This is a genomic window from Enterobacter cloacae complex sp. Mu1197, assembly GCF_040059225.1.
Lineage (GTDB): Bacteria > Pseudomonadota > Gammaproteobacteria > Enterobacterales > Enterobacteriaceae > Enterobacter > Enterobacter quasiroggenkampii.
The window spans coordinates 2,065,348-2,082,448 of the sequence record NZ_CP157375.1 but is presented as its reverse complement, the minus strand read 5'-3'; the positions used below and the strand labels follow the sequence as shown (position 1 = coordinate 2,082,448).

Sequence of the window (17,101 nt, the reverse complement as noted above, 5' to 3'; positions counted from 1 at the left end):
ATAACGCCATTCCCTTTATGGAGCGGCGTTATGTCAGACGAATTTTTTCTCTCCCTCCGCCACTGCCTGCATCATTTGTACGGCGTGGCGCGCACCCTTTCCTGGCTGCATTTTCTTCCCCTGGCCCTGCTTGCGCTGGCGATTTTTCCGCTGACCGGCTGCGGTGATAAACACGAAAACAAACCTGACCCAGTGCGTAAGGTACGCTACGTCGTCGTTGGCACCGCCCACTCCCTTCCCGCGCTGGAAAGAACCGGTGAGATCCATGCCCACGATGAAACGACCCTGAGCTTTCGCACCGGAGGCCGGATACTGACGCGTAGCGTTGATATTGGCGACCGGGTCACTGCCGGACAGCTGCTGGCCACGCTTGATAATACGACCGGGCAAAACCAGCTCGACAGCGCCGCGGCCGACTATGAAGGCGCGAAAGCCTCAGCGCAGGTCGCCGCGCTTAACGTCAGTCGCATGCAAAAGCTTATGCCAACAGGCGCGATAGCCCGCACGCAGCTCGACAGCGCCCGGGCTGACTGGCTTGTCGCTCGCGCGCGCTTAAAAAGCAGCGAGGCCGCATGGCGAAATGCCCGCGAAAGTCTCGGCTGGACGCGCCTGATCGCGCCGCAAGCGGGCGTCATCACGGCTGTGAGCGCCTCTGCGGGACAGGTTGTCAGCGACGGCCAGTCCGTGCTGACGCTGGCGACCGGGGAAGTCCGCGACGTGGCGTTTGACATTGCCGCGCCCGATGCGATCCCGTCTCTGGATAAAGCGGTTTTGCAGGTTTCCCTCCTCAGCGACCCGTCGGTGCAGGCGTCTGCCGTACTGCGGGATATCACCCCGCAGGCCGATCCTCAGACCCGCACGTGGCGCGTCAGAGCTACCCTGCAAAACCCGCCGGAGACCATGGCGCTGGGCGCCAGCGTCACCGTGACGTTGCCCTCCGCCGCCCCGCACGGGTACGCGCTTCCCGCGTCGGCGCTGACCCGCGTCGGCAACAAACCGGCCGTTTTCGTCATTACCCCGCGGTCGCAGGCGCAGCTGCGCGTGGTGGTGCCCGTCGGCTATACGGCCTCCTCCGCCATGATTGCCTCCGGCCTTGAGCCCGGCGACAGGGTGATTACGGCGGGCGTGAGCACATTACGATCCGGCGAGCTGGTGATGGCCGGAGAGGTTCAGCCATGAATACAGGATCGGAAACCAAATTTAACCTCTCTGCCTGGGCGCTGAAGAACCAGCAGATGGTCAGCTTTTTCATGCTGCTGGTGATTGCGATGGGCGTGTTCTGCTATGAAAAGCTGCCGCGTAACGAAGATCCGGCATTCACCATTAAAACGGCCGTCGTCTCCGCACAGTGGCCGGGAGCCTCCGTGACGGATACCACCCGCCTGCTGACCGATACGCTTGAAAAAAAGCTGCAGGAAACGCCCTGGCTGGACTATCTCGAAAGTGAAACCCGTGCCGGACGCACCGTTATCCACGTCAACCTCCGTGATGATACGCCCCCGCAAAGCGTGCCCGATATCTGGTATCAGGTTCGCAAAAAAATGCAGGACATCGCGCCGTCCCTGCCCGAAGGGGTGCAGGGTCCTGCCGTGGATGACGAGTTTGACGACACGTTCGGCACAATTTACGCCTTTATTCCCGAAGGTTTTACGCTGCGGGAGGTGCGGGATCGCGCAGAGACAATACGGCGCGAGCTCATGTCTCTGCCGGATATGGGCAAAACCACCCTTCTGGGCGAACAGCAGGAGCAGTGGGTTCTCGCCTTTTCTCCGGCGCGCCTGGCCGGTATGGGGCTGGATATTCAGGACGTTGCCGACGCCCTCCGGGCGCAAAACGCCGTTGTCCCGGCAGGAACGATGCGTACCGGGCAGGAGAACATGGCGATAAAAGTCAGCGGGGCGCTCACCACCGAAGAGAGTTTACGCGCCGTCACGCTGCACGTTAACAATCGCTATATTCCGCTGACCGACATTGCCACCGTCACTCGGGAAATCGCTGAGCCACCGGCCCCGGCCTACCGGGTGAACGGCAAACCGGCTATCGGTCTGGCGGTGTCGATGGCGCCGACAGGCAACATGCTGCGTTTCGGTGCTGCGCTGAACGCAAAAATGGCGACTCTCAGCGCCGGGCTGCCGCACGGTATCGAGATGGTGAAAGTCGCCGATCAGTCAGCGGTGGTCAGTGACGCGGTAAGCGGGTTTATCCGGGTACTTATCGAAGCCGTTGTTATCGTGCTGGCGGTTTCATTTGTCTCGCTGGGTTTGCGGGCCGGACTGGTGGTGGCGACGGCCATTCCGCTGGTGCTTGCCATGACGTTTGTCGGCATGATGCTCGCCGGTATTGGCCTTCAGCGTATCTCGCTCGGGGCGCTGATCATTGCCCTGGGCCTGCTGGTGGATGACGCCATGATCGCCGTCGAAACGATGGTCTCCCGGCTGGAAGCGGGGGATTCCCGTAGACACGCGGCCTCCTATGCATTCAAAACGACGGCCTTCCCGATGCTCACCGGTACTCTGGTCATGATTGCCGGTTTTATTCCCGTTGGTTTTGCGGCCTCCAGCGCCGGTGAATACTGCTTCTCCCTGTTTGCGGTGGTGCTCATCGCCCTGCTCTGTTCCTGGGCCGTCGCGATCCTGTTTTCGCCGCTAACGGGCACGTGGCTGCTGCCGGAAAAAGTCAGACATCACGCGGCAGGACCGGGAAGGATCGCGCGCGGGTATGGACGGCTTTTACGCCTGGCGCTCCGCCACCGGCTCGCTACCGTACTGATTGCGCTTGCCGCGCTGGGGCTGTCAGCGTATGGCACGACGTTTATGCAGGGCGAGTTTTTCCCCGCCTCGGACCGGCCCGAGTTGCTGGTCAGCCTGACGCTTCCGGCCAACGCGTCGCAGCCGGAAACGCTCAGAGAGGTGGAAAAGCTGGAAAAAGCGCTGGCCGACAACAGCAATATCGATCGCTTTTCGACCTACGTCGGGTCGGGTGCCATCCGTTTTTATCTGCCGATGGACGTGCTGCTGGAAAATGAAAATATCGCCCAGATGGTTGTGGTCGCGAAGGATCTTGCGGCGCGGGATCGTCTGCACGCACAGCTCAACACGATCCTGGCGACGCAATTTAGCGACATCATCACGCGCGTGTCGCCTCTTGAGCTGGGGCCTCCCGTCGGCTGGCCCATCAAATACCGGGTGAGCGGGCCGGATTATCTGCAGGTTCGGGCGCTTGCGAACCGTCTCACGGACGCGATTGGCCGCTCCCCGTTCTCACGCGACGTTAACCAGACGGCCGGAGAGCCGGAGAGAGTCATTACCCTTGAGGTAAATCAGACGGCGGCCAGAGCGGCGGGAATATCGTCAGAAAGCCTCGCCCGCACGCTGAATACCGTCTGGTCCGGCAGCGTTGTCACGTCCATAAGAGATAATGACCGTCTTGTCGACGTGGTGCTCAGGGCCGAGGACAGCGCGCGCCAGAGCACCGCCACCCTCTCCTCACTCACGATTCAGGGGAATGACGGTAACAAAATTCCGCTCAGCGCCGTCGCAACGCCGGTTTGGGGCGTGGACGATCCGGTCATCTGGCGTCGGCAGCGTGTGCCCTTTATCACGGTGCAAACCGACCTCGCCCCGGGGCTGAGGGCTGAAGCGGTATCCGCCGCGCTGCGTCCGACGGTGGATAAACTGCGCGCGAGCCTGCCCGCAGGTTACAGCATTGAAGAAGGCGGCGCGGTTGCCGAATCGGATAAGGGGAACAGCTCCGTCTTTACCGTTCTTCCGGTAACGCTGGTCATCATGCTGTTGCTGCTGATGCTTCAGCTGCGGCGATATTCCCAGATGCTGCTGGCGCTCCTGATGGCCCCGTTTGGTTTACCGGGGATCGTGCTGGCTATGCTGCCTGGCGGAACGCCGATGGGGTTTGTCGCGCTGCTGGGCGTTATCGCCCTGGCGGGGATGATCGTGCGTAACGCGGTAATATTGATTAGCGAGGTTGACAGCAATCTTGCTCAGGGGATGGCAAATGATGCCGCGATTATGGCGGCCGCGGAGCACAGGGCCAGACCCATCTGTCTGACCGCCTGTGCCGCCATTTTGGGGATGATCCCCATCTCTCACCAGGTCTTCTGGGGCCCAATGGCCTATGCCATCATCGGCGGGCTGCTGGCTGCGACGCTGGTGACGCTGACCGTGTTACCCGCGTCGTTTAGCCTGCTGTTACAGTGGGGGGCTCAGCGCAAAGCCGAAGTCGACGGGCCGGGCTGAGTCCCCATTTTTCTCCGATTACGCGGCGGTGAGCGCAAAACGGTCTGTCAGGACATGGCGGATTTCATCCTCCGCCAGCCGCCGCGTTTCAGTGCCGTTCGCCGTGATGGTTTTCAGCATATCGCCCAGTAAAATCTGGCGTCCTTCCGGGCTGTGCTGCACCACCACCCGCTTCTGCACAAAGATCGCATCCGGGTGCGTGGAGTTCAGGTAGTTGGCCGGGACGAAATCAATCCACTCCTGAGGCGTGAGATCGAAGCCGTATTGTCGGGCCCATTCGCCTTCCACCTTCGCCTCGAGCAGATACTCACCCTCTGCGCTGCGGCTCAGGCGAAACGTGTCGAAATCCTGGGGGATATCCACGTCAAGCGTGTCCAGCGCCATTGGCGCGCGGATGCCGTAGCTGCCGAACCCGAGATCGCAAAGCCACTGCCTGCTCTCCACTTCAGCGATTAACGCCATATGGGTTTTTGGCCGCCGTGCCGGGTAGAACATCGGACGCGCCGCCACGAAACGGTAAGGAATACCGAGTGCCTCCAGCGCCATGGCGAAAAGCCCGTTCACCTCATAGCAGTAGCCGCCGCGCCCTTTCTTTAACACCTTATCGGCAATGTCGTCTGGCGCCAGCGAGACAATTTTACCCGCCTGCACGTCCAGATTTTCAAAGGGAACGGAAAAGAGCTGATGACGCATCAGCGCATGCAGGGTGGTCGTATCGGCCGCCGCCGGTCCGGTGTAGTTTATGCGTTTGAAATACGAGGAAATGTCGAAATTATCGCTGTGCATATTGCCTCCTTGTCCTGAACATGCCGGACACTATAGATGGCGCGCATCATTGGCTGTATAGTCAGTTTTATCGAAAATTAGCCTGAACAGATACCCATGTCTGCCCCGTCCAACTCCTCACCACACTATCGCCGGATTGCTGAGAGTCTACGCCTCACGCTCTCTTCAGGAGCATTGCGAGCCGGTGACCGGATGATCTCCGCGCGAAAACTGGCCGAGCGCGAGCACGTTAGCCTTCCGACAGCGCTGGAGGCCCTTCGCTGCCTTGAGGCCGAGGGGCTGATCGTTGCGCGTCCGCGTTCGGGTTATTACATTCGCCAGATCAGCCAGCCTCAGCGTGCGGAGCCCGCGCGTTCCCCGGCAGGCCCGGTCCCCGTCACCCTGTCCGCCGTGGCCCGCTCGCTGTTCAGCAGTGCAGAAGCCCGTCTTGTCCCGCTGGGCGCCGCCCTGCCCGATCCCGCGTGGCTGCCCGGGGAGGCGCTGCAGCGGGCGTTGCACTCCGCGGGTCGTCGTCTGGACGCGCATGGGCAGAGCTACAGCCTGCCTCCGGGAAGAGCAGACTTGCGAAGTAAGATTGCCGCGCGCGCTGCGCAGTGGGGAGCCCGCTTCGGCGCGGACGATCTTATTATCACCGCGGGCGCGACACAGGCGCTGCGCCTGGCCCTGCGGGCCGTGTGTCAGCCAGGTGATGTGGTGGCGATTGAGCAGCCCGCCTACTTCGGCACGCTCCTGCTGCTGGAGGATTTAGGCCTGAAGGCCTTAGAAATCCCCACCGATCCTGCTGAAGGCCTGTTACTGGAACCGCTGGCTGACGCCATCCGCTGCCACCGTCCTGCGGCCGTTCTGGCCTCGCCCACCGTGCAAAACCCATTGGGTGCCAGCATGCCCGTCGCGCGCAAGCAGGAACTGGTTGCTTTGCTTGAAGAAGCCGGTATTCCTCTGATTGAGGACGACGTTTACGGTGACCTGGTCGGTGACGGGCAACGTCCTCCGGCCTGCAAAGCCTTCGACCAGAGCGGGAATGTGATTTACTGCAGCTCCCTGTCAAAAACGCTTGCGCCGGGGTGGCGAATCGGCTGGATTGCCGCCGGACGCTATTACACGCAGGTCTTGCAGGCCCGCATGGCCGGAGAGTGGGCAGGTGCGCCGCTACTGGAAGCCGCGACGAGCGAGATGCTGGCAAGCGGCGACTACGACCGTCACCTGCGGCGGCTAAAGCGGCGGATCGCAGAGGGAATAGACGCCGTCGTGGCGCAGGTCGGGGCCAGTTTCCCCCCCGGTACCCGCGTAAACGTCCCCGCAGCTGGTTTTCTGCTGTGGGTCGAACTTCCTCCGCAAGTCAACGCGCTGGAGGTGCATCGTCGCGCGCTGGCGCGGGGTATTGGCGTCAGCCCCGGTCCCCTGTTTTCTCCTGGCGCAGAACTCACGCACTTTCTGCGGCTAAACTGTGCAAACGAACCGACGCCCCGCCTGCTCAATGCCGTGGAGCAGATTGGTGCGCTATGCCATGAGCTGGCCGCTTTCACACCAGACTCTCCAGCCACTCGGTAAATACCCGCACCTTGCGGGAGAGATGGCGGTGTGGGTAGAGCAGTGACAGTTTGCGGTCCGGCGAGCGATAGGCTGGCAAGACCTCAACCAGCAGGCCGCGGTCAATGTAAGGCTGGAGAAAGAGATTCATCCCCTGCATTACCCCAAGCCCGGCCAGGCCTGCCGCGATGTAGGCCTCGGAGTTATCCACCACCAGCTTACCGGGTAGCGCGATCTCCGCGACGCCCTCTGGCGTGGTAAACGTCCACGGCTGAATGTGCCTGCTGCTGTTGTTAATCCAGTTGATGGCCTGATGCTTGCGTAAATCCTCCAGCGTTTCTGGCGTACCGTGTTTTGCCAGCCAGGCCGGGCTGGCACAGGTCGTGATTTTAATGTTCCCGACTTTACGCGCGATATAGTCGCCATCGTCCAGCTCGCCCACCCGCAGCACGCAGTCCAGGCCATCCCGCAGCATATCCCGACGGCGGTCAGAGCTGCTCAGAATGATCTCGATCTCGGGATGCTGGCGATAAAAATCAGGCAGATTGGGTATCACCCGCAGCGTTGCAAAAGAGACAGGCATATCGACTCGCAGCTGGCCGTGTATTGCACGGTCCGTACCAAACGACTCCAGTAATTCATCCGCCTGCGCCAGCAGGGGTTTACTGCGGCGATAAAACGCTTCCCCATCCGGCGTCAGGCTAATCCGACGCGTTGTGCGCTGCAGCAGCCGCGTGCCGCTGTGTTGTTCCAGAAGCTGCAGCGCTTTGGTCACTGCCGGTCGATGGACCTGCAGATTCTCTGCCGCCTGGGTAAGGCTCCCCGAGTCGACAATTTCAATAAAAATCCGAATAGATTCAAAGAGGTTTATTTGCATAAGGGATGTCTTGCCGCGAGCGGGAGAAAATGATTGTTATTGATCTTATAACAGTGATGAATCTTTCTGGCTATTTTTCCTAACAATCTTACTCTCTACACTCTCCCTCATTCAAACGTAAGGGAGAGTCTGCTATGAAAAATAACCGTATCTGTCAGATCCTGGGTATCGAAAAGCCCGTTATTCAGGGACCGTTATCCTGGCTTACTGATGCCCGTTTAGTGGCCGCGGTCAGCAATGCCGGAGGACTCGGCGTGCTGGGTCCCAACGCAGGGTTAACCGCCGATACCGCGGTCTCCACGCCGGAAGCAACCGCCGAAAAAATGCGGGAAGAAATTCGTAAAACCAAACGGCTGACCGAAAAACCCTTCGGCGTCAACCTGATCCCCACCGCCGTTAATGACGTCTGGACCGGGCCAATTCTTAAGGTGGTAAAAGAGGAAGGCGTCAGGGCCGTGGTGTATACGGGCTACGGGGAAGGCAGCATTATTCCCGCGCTGTTTAGTGAGTTAAAAGAGGCGGGTATTGCCATTATCTACCGCGACATCAATCCCACGCCGGAAAACACCCTTCTGGCTGAAGAGATGGGGGCAGACATCATCGTCGCCACCGGTTTTGACGAGGGTGGGACGTTACCCGCGACGGCGCTGGGGACCTTTTCCATCGTGCCGCTGATTGCCGACGCCGTGAAGCACGTCCCGGTGATGGCCGCGGGCGGTATTACCGATAATCGCACCGCCAGAGCGGCGCATGCATTGGGGGCGGAAGGCGTGTTTGCCGGTTCGGTCTTTATCAGTACCGAAGAAAGCCGCGTGCCGCAGGGGGTCAAAGAGAAAATTGTTGCCGCCAACGGCCTGGACCTGCTGCTTTTCCGCACCGTCCCCCACTACTATCGTTCTCTTCCCGGCAAGCTGGCGGAAAAACTGGCGGCGATGGATAAAGCGGGCGCAAGCAACGAAGCGCTGGGCAAGGCGATGGGCGGATTACGGGGCCTGCGCCTGGGCATGCTGGAAAATAATACCGATGAAGGGTATATCGCGCTCGGCACGGGGATCGGGAATATCCACAGCGTGAAAAGCGTGGCCGAGGTTGTCGATGCATTAACGGTTGAGTAAGTCCTCGGCGTCCTGACGGTTATCAGGACGCCCTGTGTTCTCAGGGAATAATCCGCGCGGCTCTCAGTTGCGCAAACAGGCGGAAAAACATCTCATCGGTCGCCTGCATTTGCGTAAAGCCCGCCCTGCGCAGCTTGCTCCCGTCACCAAACATGTCGTAGTTCCAGCTAAAGACAAAATCGGCAAACCGCCCGTCGCTCAGCTGCAGAATATCCGCTTCCACCAGCCGCTCTCCGGCAAGCTCGCGCCATACGCCGCGATAGTCCGTAAACAGCTGATGAAATGACAGCCTCACCGGCGGTGCAGAGTCCAGGTCAAACCAGTGTGCGATGCGCGGCCAGAGCTCGCTCCAGCGCCAGATATCGCCATTATTCACGTTGAACGCCTGATTCTGTGCCGCAGGTGACGCGGCGGCCCACAGAGTGGCGTCGGCCAGCAGCCCGGCGTCGGTATAGTCAACGATACTGTGCCAGGTCTGTTCCGAACCGGGAAAACGCAACGGTAAACCCAGCGCCTTGCACAGGGAGGCGTACAGGGCAATGCTCAGCGCAAGGTTCATCGCATTGCCCGGTACCGCACTCCCTACCACGCCCGGCCTGATGGCATTCCAGTGCCAGCGCTTTCCCCGCTGAAACTGGCTGAGCCACGCAAGCTGCGCGGCGTTAAATTCGGCACCCGGTACGCCGGGATCGCTTTCGCGCGCCGGGGTTTTAAACGGTCCCAGATGCGCGCCGTAGACCTTGTACCCCTGCATCAGGCTTACCGTCTGCAAAGGTGCCGTTTTTTCGAGGATGCTGACCAGATTACGCAGCATGGTGACGTTCGGCTCAACCATGTCTTCCCAGTTCGCCGCGTTCGCCCAGGCGCTGTAAAAGAGATGGGTGGTACCGTCCAGGGAGCGCAGCGCCCGGGCGCTGTCCTTTTCATCCAGTAAATCGATCTTGACCATCGGAATGCCGTCAGGATGCGACCCGGCATGGCGGCTAAGGCCGATCACCTGCCACTGATGGTGCAGGAGCGTGTTGACCATCTGTCTGCCGACAATGCCGCTGGCGCCCGCGACCAGGGCGACGTTGTGTTGCTGCCTATTATTCATGGTATTTCTCCGGAAAGGGTGACAGACGCAGTGTGATATATTATTTTTTCTGGAGATATCCCATGAAACCGATGGCACTTATAAGCAAAATCATTAAATGAATAATAAGCTCAATGCCATTTCTACTTTTCTGCGCGTCGCTGAAGCGGGCTCGTTTTCAGCGGCTGCCCGTCAGACCGGTATTAAGCAGTCCGCCGTCAGTCAACAGATCGCGGCGCTTGAGGAATCGCTGGGTGTGGTACTGCTGCACCGTACGACGCGTACGATGAAGCTGACCGAACAAGGGGAACGCTACCGGCGTGATATGCAGCTCGTGCTGGACGCCATGGGGGAAGCGGAGAGGCGTTTACATCCTGTCGATCATAGCGTTCAGGGACGCGTCCATGTCCAGTTGCCGAGCGGCCTGGGGCAGATCATTTTGCCGCATCTGCTGGCGCTACAGCGCCTGCATCCCGAACTGCAGCTGATGCTTTCCCTGGATGACCACCTTGCCGATCTGGTGGCGGAGGGCGTGGATGTCGCGATACGGCTGAGCAGCGAGCCTCCGCAGGCGCACGCGGCTCGCGTGCTGGGGCGTATTGAAGCTGCACTGTTTGCCGCTCCCGGTTTTCAGGCGGTACACGCGGTCAGCGAACTGGCGACGCTGCCACACGTACGGTTCAGCGGCATTCCGCTGGATGCGCCCCTGCGCCTGATGTCTGACGAGGAAACGGTCGAGGTCAACGTGAATACCGTTTTCCGTGCCAACACCAGTGAGGCGCTGCTGCAGGCGCTGGAGTCAGGCATCGGTATCGGCGGCATGCAGCGACCGCTCGTGGCCAGGGCTCTGCAGGCGGGCACGCTGGTACCGGTGCTGCCCGACTGGCGGTTACCCGATCGCTTCCTCTATGCCGTTTATCCTGATGCCCGCTTTATTCCGCAGCGCGTCAGAAAGGTCGTCAGCGTGATTGAGCAATTACTGCCTGAGATCGCGACCCACAACGCCACAAAATAACCGCCTTTTACCTCGCCACCGGTAAATCCGCGTACCGCGTCGTATAGGCCGGTGACAACATCTCTCGCTTCATCGCCCACGGTTTCTCAATCCCCTGCCCGGCGAACCATATCTTCCCTTTGCCGGAGTGATTGACGCTGTCGATCATCTCCATCAGCGCCGCGCTGTTGGCGCGCAGGCGATTGTCGTCAAACAGATTAAGCTGAGCGACACCGCTGCTGAAAAAGTCCGCCAGCATGACCCCGGCCTTCATATAGCGATACCCGTCGAGCCATATCCGCCCCAGCGCCTCCGTGGCGGCACGGATGATATCCCGCGAGTCATTGGTGGGCGTCATCAGGGTGACCGAAGCCTGATTACCGTAATAAATTTCGTTGTCCGCATGCGGGCTGGTGCGCACAAACACGCTGATAAAACGACAGTATTGATGCTCGCCGCGCAGTTTCTCTGCGGCGCGTTCCGCATAGGCGCAAATCGCCTGGTGCATCTCTTCATATTGCGTAATGCGATGACCAAACGAACGGCTACAGATGATTTGCTGCTTCGTGGGGGTGTACTCTTCCAGGTCAAGGCAGGGCTCGCCACGAAGCTCGCGCGCCGTACGCTCCAGCACCACGTTAAAATGTTTGCGAATGACCCACGAGGAGGCCTCCGCCAGCTCCAGCGCCGTGGTAATCCCCATCGCGTTCAGTTTTTTCGTGATGCGCCGCCCTACGCCCCATACCTCCTCTACCGGAACCTTTGCCAGCAGTTTACGCTGCCGCTCGCGGCCCGACAGATCGACCACGCCGCCGGTACTGGCCCAGCGTTTCGCCGCATAGTTGGCCAGCTTCGCCAGCGTTTTTGTCGGGGCAATGCCGACGCCAACGGTTAAGCCCGTATTTTTAAAGACCTGCGTGCGCATCTGGTGTCCGAACGCTTCCAGTGCAAGGCAGTTACCGATCCCTGAAACGTTCACGAACGCCTCGTCGATCGAGTAAATTTCTATGGCCGGAGCGAGATCGGTCAGCGTCTGCATCACCCGACTGCTGAGGTCGGCATACAGCGCATAGTTTGAACTGAAGACGTAAACCCGTTCCGGAAACCGTTTTTCTTTGAATTTAAAATAGGGCTCACCCATTTTTATGCCGAACTGCTTTGCCTCCCGCGACAGTGAAATAATGCAGCCGTCGTTGTTGGACACCACCACGATGGGCTTCCCCTCCAGATCGGGGCGGAATACCTTCTCGCAGGAGGCATAGAAGCTGTTCACATCAACCAGCGCGAACATGTTTATGCGTTTTAAGCGTGTGGGTAACGACGCCGAAGATCTGCAGTTCCTCTTCGGAATGAAAGGTAATCGGCTGATAGCGGGCATTATGCGGCAGAAGTCTCAGAGCCGGGCGCGTCTGTAGCTCCTTCACCGTAAACTCACCGGCGACCGACGCCACAACGATGTCCCCATGTTCGGCATTTAACGAACGATCGACCACCAGCAGATCACCGTCGCCGATCCCCGCCCCAATCATGGAGTCTCCACTCACCTTGATAAAATAGGTCGCACTGGGATGTCTTACTGCCAGCCGGTTAAGATCGAGACGATCCTCCACATAATCCTGAGCCGGACTGGGGAAACCACAGGCTACACGCTCTGCAAACAACGGTAATTCAATAGATTGGTTTGGATGATAAGAAAAGAGAGTGTCCATAATGCCTTTCTCGCCAGATACTGTATATAAATACAGTATTACGGATTATGGCCAGGGATCAAGGTCATTTCCGGAAGCGAACCCAAACGCGTTGAAGTGTCAGAAGATTTAAAACGCGCAAAGCCCGGAAGCACATGTCGGGCTTTGCGCCTGTGACGATCAGTCCATCAGCGTATTCAATGTTTCCAGGGCGTCAGGCGGCAGCTGCAGGTCCCCCGCCGCGAGGTTTTGCCGCAGATGCGCCACGGAAGAGGTGCCCGGGATCAGCAGGATATTCGGGGAACGCTGCAGCAGCCATGCCAGCGCAACCTGCATTGCCGTGACGCCCAGTGAATCCGCCACAGCCTTCAGCCCGGACGATTGCAGCGGCGTAAAGCCGCCCAGTGGGAAGAACGGCACATACGCAATCCCCTGCTGCGCGAGCAGATCCACCAGCGCATCATCACCCCGGTTCACAATGTTGTACATGTTCTGCACGCACACCACCGGCACCATCTTCTGCGCTTCCGCGACCTGGGTGGCCGTGACGTTGCTCAGGCCAATATGCCGCACCAGACCCTGCCGCTGTAATTCTGCCAGGGTGGAGAGCGGTTCAGCAATCGACCCTTCCGCCGGCCCGTGTGCGCTAAACATGATCCGCAGATTCACCACGTCCAGCACGTCCAGCTGCAGATTACGCAGGTTGTCATGCACCGCCTGCGTCAGCTCCTGCGCGGAAAAGGCCGGCAGCCAGGCGCCTTTGTCGTTGCGACGGGCACCAATCTTGGTGACGATCGTCAGATCGTCCCGATAAGGATGAAGCGCCTCGCGGATCAGCTGGTTGGTGACATGAGGGCCATAAAAATCACTGGTATCAATGTGGTTCACCCCCGCCGCCACGGCCTCGCGTAACACGTCCAGCGCGGCCTGCTTATCCTTCGGCGGCCCAAAGACGCCCGGCCCGGCCAGCTGCATCGCGCCGTAGCCCAACCGTTTCACCGTCCGCGTCCCAAGCGCGTATGTCCCGCTTTTATCAATGCTGCTCATGTTGACCTTCCTCATAAAAATGATCCGGATTTACAACAGGTTCCCTCTGGGAGCCTTTAGTTAAGCGCGAGTTAATTAAAGTTTACATTCTCTACGACGATAGTAATGAAGTAACCCTGCATCTTCTCTAACGGACGACCGCTATGCTGAAAAATCTGCACGTGATTACCGGTATTATCTTTGCCCTCACCATATTCTGTCTGCTGCAAGTTGTCACGGGAGGGTTGTTCTACTCTGCCGTCAGCAACGATCGCCATAACTTCCAGAACTCCGGCGTGCTCAACGCCCAGCAGGAAAGCCTGAGCGACAGCGTGAACACGCTGGTGAAAACGCGCGTCACCGTCACCCGCGTGGCGATCCGCTACCTGAAAAACCAGCGTGACCCGGCTTCCCTTGCGGCGATCAATAAACTGCTGGGCACCGCAAGCGACTCGCTGGCAAAAGCCGAAGCCTATAACAAAGAGTGGCAGAAACTGCCGCAGGTTAAGGGCCAGGAGGCGGCATTGACCGACGAGATGCAGAAATCCTGGAACCAGATGCACGAAGTCATGCGTTTATCGATTGAGTATCTGCGCGCCGATAACTATCAGGCCTATGGCGATCTGGACGCGCAGCAGGCGCAGGACGATATGGAAGCGGTCTATAACCGCTGGCGCGCCGAAAACAACACCCTGCTGAAGGCCGCAACCGAAGAGAACCAGAGCAGCTTTACGCAGATGCAGTGGACGCTGGCGGCCATTCTGCTGGCCGTTATCGCGGTACTGGTGGTCATCTGGCAGGGTTTACAGCACCTGCTGTTAAAACCACTCCACTCCATTATGAACCATATTCGCGCCATTGCAGGGGGCGACCTGACGCAGGATATCGCTATCTCGGGCCGCAATGAGATGGGTCAACTGGCCGCAGGCCTGCATGAAATGCAGCAGTCGCTGGTAACCACCGTCAGCGCCGTGCGCGGAAGCACCGATTCCATCTACACCGGCGCAGGCGAAATTGCCGCAGGAAGTAACGATCTTTCCGCCCGCACCGAGCAGCAGGCCGCCTCGCTCGAAGAGACCGCCGCCAGCATGGAAGAGCTGACCGCGACGGTTAAACAGAACTCCGATAACGCCCGTCAGGCCACGCTGCTGGCGAAAAACGCCTCTGAAACGGCCGCGCGCGGCGGTCACGTCGTGGATAACGTGGTTCGCACCATGAACGAAATCGCCGACAGTTCGCAGCAAATTGCGCATATTACCAGCGTGATCGACAGCATTGCGTTCCAGACGAACATTCTGGCGCTTAACGCCGCGGTGGAAGCGGCACGCGCCGGGGAACAGGGGCGTGGCTTTGCGGTTGTCGCGGGCGAGGTCCGTACGCTGGCGAGCCGCAGCGCGCAGGCGGCGAAAGAGATCAAAGGACTTATTGAAAACTCCGTCAGCCGCGTGAATACCGGTTCTGAGCAGGTTAGCGAGGCCGGCACCACCATGAAGGAAATCGTCGCCGCCGTGACCCGCGTGACCGATATCATGGGCGAGATTTCCTCTGCCTCTGACGAGCAGAGCCGCGGCATTGAGCAGGTGAGCCTGGCCGTTTCGCAGATGGACAGCGTGACGCAGCAAAACGCCGCGTTGGTGCAGGAGTCCGCCACGGCGGCAGCGGCGCTGGAAGATCAGTCCGAACAGCTGCGCCAGGCGGTAGCCGCGTTTCGTCTGAACGGAAAAGAAAAAGCGGTCACCCCGCGCCCGGCCAGCGTGAAGACGCCCCAGCTGTTGCGCCCGGCAACCGCAAACGCCGCCACCGACAGCAACTGGGAAACCTTCTGAGTTTCAGGCGGGCGAGAATATCGCCCGCTAGCGGCTGCGCTTGGCGTGCCGCTCCCAGTTCTCCTGTTTTGCTTCATCAGATTTACGCAGTGAAACGTAGCATGCCCCGCTGCCGCCGTGATGCGGCAGCGCCACGCAGAAGGCCTGTACATCCTCGAACTCGGTTAACCAGCGCGCCAGATAGCTGCGCACCACATTAGGATGTGAGTTCTGCTCCCGCCCTTTCCCGTGAATAATAATCAGGTTACGTAACCCGTCACGTCTGGCCTGGCAGATAAAAGAATAGAGCATCTGACGGCAGCGTTCGGCAGGCTGGCGCAGGAGGTTTAAACTGGCCTGGCGGGCATATTTACCCGAGCGCAGCTTATCGATAACGCCCTGCTGCACCCCTTCGCGCTGGAACGCCAGCGGTTCTTCCAGGGGAAGAAGGTCTAGAAAATCCAGCGTCAGGAAGTTATCCAGCTGTTCACTATCCACCTCCTGGCGCGTCCGCGTATTGCGGCTGGGCTGCCAGTGAATATCCGGGCCACGCTTCAGCGGCTGGACATCTTCCATGGCGTCAAGAAAAAAGGATTTGTCGTCAGGGTTCATGGATATCCTCCGGCTACAACTGAGGACGGTACTATACCTGCGCCCGAGACAGGCCTCAATCACCGTTACAGGCCGTCATGCGCAACAAATATTAACCTGATGAATATATATAGTATTTATAAAATAAAGTTAAATATGACTTAACTAAAATTTCAGCAAAGATGAAATAAGTGATTTGTGTTAAATTTTCGTAAAATCAAACACTCAATATCCTTTCATTTTGCGGGAAAGGTGTTATACCTAAATATACCTGCTTCATGGATATAATACTCAGGATTGGCGAAAGGACGCACTGCTGTGTGTACTGGAGGATCTGTCTGATGTCGGGCAGATCCTGTTTTTTTATTATCTCACTTTCACGCCACGATTATTTTCCTCGCTTCCCGCCTGAACTGTGTAATTAATGATTCAGCCAGGGGCGTCTGACGTGAATCGCGGCGCTGAATTAAATAATATGCTGCTTTTGGAAGCGATTCGATAACCGGCAGCATGACCAGGCGGTGCGCCAGCAGCGGGTCACACCCTAGCTCCTGCGGCAATATGCTTAGAAAATCACTTTGCGCAACCAGGCTAATACAGGAGGAAAAGGTTTCACAGACCACACCAATTCGCGGTATTTGCGAGCGATGGCTAAATACCTCTTCTAACTGCTTATAATAACTTCCCCGCGGCGTCGGCATTGTCCAGTTATAATGCAGAAGTTCATTAATCGACGTTGCCCCTGTTGCCGGATGCCCTTCGCGACAAAATACCGCAAACGGCTTCTCGAAGAGTTTTTCAAACGTAAATTCCTGGTCGTAAGGTCCCTGATAATAGGTGTTGATGGTGAAGTCCAGTTCGCCCTGCCGTAATTCGTTAATCATCGACACCAGCTGTCCTTCCATTATCCGCACTTTGACCTGCGGATGTTGGGCATGAAAGCGGGTGATGACGGCGGGCATCAGGCTGCGCGAAACGCTGGCCCCCATCCCGATGTTGATCTGCCCGGCCTGTTCCCCCTGCCGCTGACGAATGTCATCCTGCGCCGCGCGCAGCTCTTCCAGAATTAGGCGGGCGCGCTGGTAAAAGCCCTCGCCGCATTCGGTCAACGCGACGCCCTTACTCCTGCGCACGAAAAGCTGCGCCGCCATGCCCTCCTCCAGCTCTTTGATGGATTTGGTCAATGCCGGCTGGGAAAGATTCAGCGTCCTGCTGGCACCGCGAATGCTGCCCTGACGAGCAACTTCAACAAACGCCCGGAGATGATGGAATTTAACCTGAAATGACATAGCCCGACCGATAACCGTTGTTTATCAGAGTAAAGAAACTGTCATCTACTTTACTGGAAAGGGATGTGCGAG

14 protein-coding genes are annotated in these 17,101 nt (G+C 58.7%); 6 read left to right on the top strand and 8 right to left on the bottom strand.

Annotated elements, in window-relative coordinates:
* Positions 1–30 precede the first annotated feature (30 nt).
* Both ABFV38_RS09900 and ABFV38_RS09895 read left to right on the top strand, forming a co-directional pair.
* Positions 31–1,179 (top strand): efflux RND transporter periplasmic adaptor subunit, encoded by a 1,149-nt coding sequence (locus tag ABFV38_RS09900; protein ID WP_348959288.1) that lies wholly within the window; start codon positions 31–33, stop codon positions 1,177–1,179.
* Positions 1,176–4,253 carry an efflux RND transporter permease subunit gene (locus ABFV38_RS09895; protein WP_348959287.1) on the top strand — a complete coding sequence of 1,026 codons (3,078 nt, stop codon included), beginning with the start codon at positions 1,176–1,178 and terminating at the stop codon, positions 4,251–4,253. The genes ABFV38_RS09900 and ABFV38_RS09895 overlap by 4 nt, the downstream gene beginning before the upstream one ends.
* Positions 4,254–4,271: 18 nt before the next feature.
* Here ABFV38_RS09895 and ABFV38_RS09890 read toward each other — a convergent pair whose 3' ends face one another.
* Entirely contained in the window at positions 4,272–5,039 is a 768-nt protein-coding gene (locus ABFV38_RS09890; RefSeq protein ID WP_196352371.1) for an arylamine N-acetyltransferase, read from the bottom strand.
* Positions 5,040–5,135: 96 nt separating this feature from the next.
* On the opposite strand from ABFV38_RS09890, the gene ABFV38_RS09885 reads away from it, so the two are divergent.
* Positions 5,136–6,590, top strand: a complete 1,455-nt coding sequence (locus ABFV38_RS09885) for a PLP-dependent aminotransferase family protein (RefSeq protein WP_348959286.1) — start codon at positions 5,136–5,138, stop codon at positions 6,588–6,590.
* On the opposite strand, the gene ABFV38_RS09880 is transcribed toward ABFV38_RS09885, so the two are convergent.
* The gene (locus ABFV38_RS09880) at positions 6,562–7,446 is read right to left on the bottom strand and encodes a LysR family transcriptional regulator (RefSeq protein WP_262820602.1); all 885 of its coding nucleotides are present in this window, start codon (positions 7,444–7,446) and stop codon (positions 6,562–6,564) included. The two genes, ABFV38_RS09885 and ABFV38_RS09880, sit on opposite strands and share 29 nt — an antisense overlap.
* Before the next feature lie 134 nt (positions 7,447–7,580).
* Between ABFV38_RS09880 and ABFV38_RS09875 the strand changes: the two genes are divergently transcribed.
* Entirely contained in the window at positions 7,581–8,561 is a 981-nt protein-coding gene (locus ABFV38_RS09875) for a nitronate monooxygenase (RefSeq protein ID WP_248221253.1), read from the top strand.
* Between the two features lie 40 nt (positions 8,562–8,601).
* Here ABFV38_RS09875 and ABFV38_RS09870 read toward each other — a convergent pair whose 3' ends face one another.
* Complete coding sequence (locus tag ABFV38_RS09870) at positions 8,602–9,657, bottom strand: SDR family oxidoreductase (RefSeq protein WP_348959285.1); 1,056 nt, start codon at positions 9,655–9,657, stop codon at positions 8,602–8,604.
* Between the two features lie 97 nt (positions 9,658–9,754).
* Here ABFV38_RS09870 and ABFV38_RS09865 point away from each other — a divergent pair, with 97 nt between their 5' ends.
* Positions 9,755–10,651, top strand: a complete 897-nt coding sequence (locus tag ABFV38_RS09865; RefSeq protein ID WP_348959284.1) for a LysR family transcriptional regulator — start codon at positions 9,755–9,757, stop codon at positions 10,649–10,651.
* Positions 10,652–10,658: 7 nt separating this feature from the next.
* Here the strand turns inward: ABFV38_RS09865 and umuC are convergent, their stop codons facing one another.
* The 3 genes from umuC to ABFV38_RS09850 form a co-directional block, all read right to left on the bottom strand.
* The gene (umuC, locus tag ABFV38_RS09860; protein WP_045910358.1) at positions 10,659–11,921 is read right to left on the bottom strand and encodes a translesion error-prone DNA polymerase V subunit UmuC; all 1,263 of its coding nucleotides are present in this window, start codon (positions 11,919–11,921) and stop codon (positions 10,659–10,661) included.
* Complete coding sequence (gene umuD, locus ABFV38_RS09855) at positions 11,905–12,339, bottom strand: translesion error-prone DNA polymerase V autoproteolytic subunit (RefSeq protein WP_196346211.1); 435 nt, start codon at positions 12,337–12,339, stop codon at positions 11,905–11,907. The genes umuC and umuD overlap by 17 nt, the downstream gene beginning before the upstream one ends.
* 159 nt (positions 12,340–12,498) lie before the next feature.
* Positions 12,499–13,365: an aldo/keto reductase family oxidoreductase gene (locus ABFV38_RS09850; protein ID WP_348959283.1), complete on the bottom strand. Its 867-nt coding sequence runs from the start codon at positions 13,363–13,365 to the stop codon at positions 12,499–12,501.
* 143 nt (positions 13,366–13,508) lie between these two features.
* Here ABFV38_RS09850 and ABFV38_RS09845 point away from each other — a divergent pair, with 143 nt between their 5' ends.
* Positions 13,509–15,170 carry a methyl-accepting chemotaxis protein gene (locus tag ABFV38_RS09845; protein WP_048030711.1) on the top strand — a complete coding sequence of 554 codons (1,662 nt, stop codon included), beginning with the start codon at positions 13,509–13,511 and terminating at the stop codon, positions 15,168–15,170.
* Between the two features lie 27 nt (positions 15,171–15,197).
* Here the strand turns inward: ABFV38_RS09845 and smrA are convergent, their stop codons facing one another.
* A complete protein-coding gene (gene smrA, locus ABFV38_RS09840; RefSeq protein WP_045910355.1) occupies positions 15,198–15,761 on the bottom strand; it encodes a DNA endonuclease SmrA in 564 nt (187 codons plus the stop codon).
* A 356-nt stretch (positions 15,762–16,117) separates the two neighbouring features.
* Entirely contained in the window at positions 16,118–17,029 is a 912-nt protein-coding gene (locus tag ABFV38_RS09835; RefSeq protein WP_262752754.1) for a LysR family transcriptional regulator, read from the bottom strand.
* Between the last annotated feature and the right edge of the window lie 72 nt (positions 17,030–17,101).